Here is a 3468-nt window from a genome sequence, read left to right on the forward strand (position 1 = left end):
TGGTTGCGGGGGCAGGATTTGAACCTGCGGCCTTCAGGTTATGAGCCTGACGAGCTACCGGGCTGCTCCACCCCGCGCCAATTCTGGAAGGTGTGTGAGGTATGTGAATGGGTTTTTGTATACGCGGACTGTAATGCCTGGCGACGCCCTACTCTTCCACTGCTTGAGCAGTAGTACCATTGGCGCAGTCGGGTTTCACGGCCGAGTTCGGGATGGGATCGGGTGGGACACCGACGCTATGGCCACCAGGCAATAGAGTCCGCGAATAACAATCCCCATCAAGTGGTACTTGATGGGGACCCCGAGGTGAGGAGGCCTCGCTTCGGGGTGATGGGGGTTAAAATCGATGCGTGCACTGGCTGGATTTGCTGACCGCACCCATTGTGCCATCTAGCCCAGGGCTGATGGTGGGGGTGTGGAGCTCTCAAGCGCGAATAGGACGATTAGTATCGGTTAGCTCCATGCGTTACCGCACTTCCACATCCGATCTATCAAGGTCGTGGTCTTCGACCGTCCTGAGAAATCTTATCTTGAGGGAGGCTTCCCGCTTAGATGCTTTCAGCGGTTATCCCGTCCGTACATAGCTACCCTGCTGCGCCGTTGGCACGACGACAGGTACACCAGAGGTACGTTCAACCCGGTCCTCTCGTACTAGGGTCAACTCCTCTCAAATTTCGACGCCCACGGCAGATAGGGACCAAACTGTCTCGCGACGTTCTGAACCCAGCTCACGTACCACTTTAATTGGCGAACAGCCAAACCCTTGGGACCTGCTCCAGCCCCAGGATGTGATGAGCCGACATCGAGGTGCCAAACAACCCCGTCGATATGAGCTCTTGGGGGTTATCAGCCTGTTATCCCCGGCGTACCTTTTATCCGTTGAGCGATGGCCCTTCCACGAGGGACCACCGGATCACTATGACCGACTTTCGTCTCTGCTCGACTTGTCAGTCTCGCAGTCAGGCTGGCTTATGCCATTGCACTCTAACAGACGGTTTCCAACCGTCCTGAGCCAACCTTCGCGCGCCTCCGTTACTCTTTAGGAGGCGACCGCCCCAGTCAAACTACCCGCCACAGAGGGTCCCTGTACCGGTTTCACGGTACGAGGTTAGACATTAAACAACAACAGGGTGGTATTTCACCTATGGCTCCACGTCAGCTGGCGCCAACGCTTCAAAGCCTCCCACCTATGCTACACAGTTCTTGTCCAATGCCACTCTGAAGCTGCAGTAAAGGTGCACGGGGTCTTTCCGTCTAACCGCGGGTACTCCGCATCTTCACGGAGAATTCAATTTCGCTGAGCATGTCCTGGAGACAGTGGGGAAGTCGTTACGCCATTCGTGCAGGTCGGAACTTACCCGACAAGGAATTTCGCTACCTTAGGACCGTTATAGTTACGGCCGCCGTTTACCTGGGCTTCATTTCAGAGCTTGCACTCCTCCACTTAACCTTCAGGCACCGGGCAGGCGTCAGGCCCTATACGTCGTCTTGAAGCCGACTTAGCAGAGCCCTGTGTTTTTGCTAAACAGTCGCTACCCCCTGGCCTGTGCCCCCCATGAGAGCTTGCGCTTACATGGGGCCTCCTTCTTCCGAAGGTACGGAGGCAATTTGCCGAGTTCCTTCAGGACACTTCTCTCAAGCGCCTTGGTATACTCTACCTGACCACCTGTGTCGGTTTCGGGTACGGTCTATACGGTGGGGCTATTTCCCGGGACAGTTTCGAAGCCTGACCAATCCGATAAGGTCAGACAACACACACCATCCGTCACACACCACCAGGCCCACGAATATTAACGTGGTTCCCATCGACTACCCCCTTCGGGCTCGTCTTAGGGGCCGGCTCACCCTGCGCGGATTAGCCTTGCGCAGGAACCCTTGGTCTTTCGGCGAGAGGGCATCTCACCCTCTTTATCGCTACTCATGTCTGCATTCGCACTTCCGATACCTCCACGACCCATTACCAGATCGCTTCGCAGGCTTACGGAACGCTCCGCTACCGCGTGCACAAAGTGCACACCCTAAGCTTCGGTGCGTGTCTTGAGCCCCGTTACATCTTCGCCGCAGAAACCCTTGTTTAGACCAGTGAGCTGTTACGCTTTCTTTAAAGGATGGCTGCTTCTAAGCCAACCTCCTGGTTGTTTTGGGATTTCCACATGCTTTCCCACTTAGACACGACTTGGGGACCTTAGCTGTAGGTCAGGGCTGTTTCCCTTTTGACGACGGACCTTAGCACCCGCCGTCTGTCTCCCGAGTATCACTCATAGGTATTCGGAGTTTGGTTAGTATTGGTAGATCTCGCGACCCCCGCAACCATCCAGTGCTCTACCCCCTATGGTGTCCGCTCGAGGCACTACCTCAATAGTTTTCGCGGAGAACCAGCTATTTCCCGGCTTGATTGGCCTTTCACCCCTAAGCACAACTCATCCGGTAACTTTTCAACGTTAATCGGTTCGGACCTCCAGTGCGTGTTACCGCACCTTCATCCTGGTCATGCATAGATCGCCGGGTTTCGGGTCTAATACTTCAAACTAAAGCGCCCTATTCAGACTCGCTTTCGCTGCGCCTACACCTATCGGCTTAAGCTTGCTTGAAACATTAAGTCACAGACCCATTATGCAAGAGGTACGCAGTCACCCCATAAAGAGGCTCCTACTGCTTGTAGGCAATCCGTTTCAGGTACTGTTTCACTCCCCTCATCGGGGTGCTTTTCACCTTTCCCTCACGGTACTAGTTCGCTATCGGTCATGTACGAGTATTTAGGCTTGGAGGGTGGTCCCCCCATGTTCAGACAGGATTACACGTGTCCCGCCCTACTCGAGTCCTTCCACATCAGTTTCGCATACGGGGCTGTCACCCGCTATGGCCACACTTTCCAGAGTGTTCTGCTACTTGAATGAAAGGCACTGGCCTGGTCCGCGTTCGCTCGCCACTACTAACGGAATCTCGGTTGATGTCTTTTCCTCCGGCTACTGAGATGTTTCAGTTCACCGGGTTCGCTTCTCGAAACCTATGTATTCAGTCTCAAGATACCTGAACCGCCTAACTACCTGCGCCCCACGGCGACACGCTTCGCAGCGTGCCACCGAGTGGCTCAGCTAATTAAACGGATAGGTGGGTTTCCCCATTCGGAAATCGTCGGGTCAAAGGTTGCTCACACCTCACCGACGCTTATCGCAGCGTGCCACGTCCTTCATCGCCTGTACATGCCAAGGCATCCACGAATTGCCCTTACCTCACGCTTGAGAGCCCACACCACCACCATCAACGCTGGACGCCCCGAAGGACATCGACTCGGCAGAGCAGCGCGATGTGGCTAATTGGTGTGGTCATTAAATACTCAGCCAGATATTGTGAATTGCCAGCTTGTCCGTTCGACTTGACCTTGCGGCCTCGCCTCCCTTTCAAAGCCGACACCTTCACGGCATCGATTTTAAAAACCCATTCACAATGTCAAAGATGAGGTGCGCT

General features: G+C 54.7%; 1 tRNA gene and 2 rRNA genes. All 3 read right to left on the reverse strand.

Annotated elements, in window-relative coordinates:
- The 3 genes from GGR45_RS19385 to GGR45_RS19395 all read right to left on the reverse strand — a co-directional run bounded on the left by GGR45_RS19385 (position 1) and on the right by GGR45_RS19395 (position 3242).
- Positions 1–77: transfer RNA gene (locus GGR45_RS19385), tRNA-Met, on the reverse strand.
- Between the two features lie 58 nt (positions 78–135).
- A 5S ribosomal RNA gene (gene rrf / locus GGR45_RS19390) occupies positions 136–250 on the reverse strand.
- A 173-nt stretch (positions 251–423) separates the two neighbouring features.
- Positions 424–3242: ribosomal RNA gene (locus GGR45_RS19395) — 23S ribosomal RNA — on the reverse strand.
- Between the last annotated feature and the right edge of the window lie 226 nt (positions 3243–3468).

This window comes from Sphingomonas zeae (genome assembly GCF_014197135.1).
GTDB lineage: Bacteria > Pseudomonadota > Alphaproteobacteria > Sphingomonadales > Sphingomonadaceae > Sphingomonas > Sphingomonas zeae.